Genomic DNA, 1,091 nt, shown 5'->3' with positions numbered 1-1,091 from the left:
TTCCTGTGCCAGCTGTGCCAGCGTGGACAGGATTTCGTCATCTACCTGCTTGGCAGCGTAGTTGAACTTCATACCGGCTGCCATCGGTGCACTGTATTTCTTGACACGCGCGGCACCGTTTTCCCCAGACATTTCCTGCGCGATATTCACACGATCTTTCATGCCAGCCAGCTTTTTGAAAGATGTGAGTGTGTCCAAATTGTTCCAATTGACCATGATGTTTTTTCCACCTTTTTCCAAAAAAATCTCTTCCTAACAACGTTCTCCTGCGGATTGTGAAATATCTCACAAGAGACTATTTATAGTGTACCATACTTTTCGGGAATATGCTAGGGAGATTTGTGTAATATTATGGAAAACTTATGGAAAAGTTACAGATTTTTTTACAGTTTTTCTTTGCAACAGAATGTGACAAAAAACACCCCGAAGAACCAGACTTCGGGGTGCATGTATCATATGGGAAACTTTGGGGAAGCTTACAGGTTGCGGATGAGGTTTGCCATCTCGATGCCGGAGCAAGCAACATCGTAGCCCTTGTTGCCAGCCTTGGTGCCTGCGCGCTCGATAGCCTGCTCGATGGTGTCCGTGGTAACGACGCCGAACAGTACCGGAATGCCTGCGGACAGGGAAACCTGAGCGACACCCTTTGCGCACTCGTTGCAAACCAGATCGTAGTGAGAGGTCGAGCCGCGGATGACTGCGCCGAGGCAGAGAACCATGTCATACTTGCCGGAGTTTGCCATCTTCTGTGCGATGAGCGGGATCTCAAATGCGCCCGGAACCCAAGCGATCTCGATGTCATCAGCGGATACGCCGTGACGAACCAGCGCGTCCTGTGCGCCGCTGACCAGCTTGCTGACGATGAACTCATTGAAACGGGCAGCAACGATGCCAACCTTCAGACCAGTGCCTACTACATTTCCTTCTAACAGTTTCATAATTGTATCCTCCTGAATAAACGGTCAAACTTTTACTTATATTCGGTCATGTGATCCATGCGCTCCTGCTTGGTATTGAGATAGAACGCATCGACAGGGTTTGCAGCGATCTGAATCGGCACGCGCTCAACAATTTCCAGACCATAGCCGGAC

General features: G+C 49.3%; 1 protein-coding gene and 1 pseudogene. Both read right to left on the bottom strand.

Translation table 11 applies throughout. The features are described 5' to 3' along the window. Positions 1-240: pseudogene (gene pgi / locus ACR0P9_RS13065) on the bottom strand (glucose-6-phosphate isomerase); the annotation flags it as partial. Between the two features lie 236 nt (positions 241-476). Then, entirely contained in the window at positions 477-938 is a 462-nt protein-coding gene (ribH, locus tag ACR0P9_RS13060; protein ID WP_432620832.1) for a 6,7-dimethyl-8-ribityllumazine synthase, read from the bottom strand. Positions 939-1,091 lie beyond the last annotated feature (153 nt).

The sequence above is a fragment of the Butyricicoccus sp. genome (assembly GCF_050872565.1).
GTDB lineage: Bacteria > Bacillota > Clostridia > Oscillospirales > Butyricicoccaceae > Butyricicoccus_A.
The sequence above is the reverse complement of the archived record's forward strand: the minus strand, read 5'-3'. Positions and strand labels throughout refer to the sequence as shown.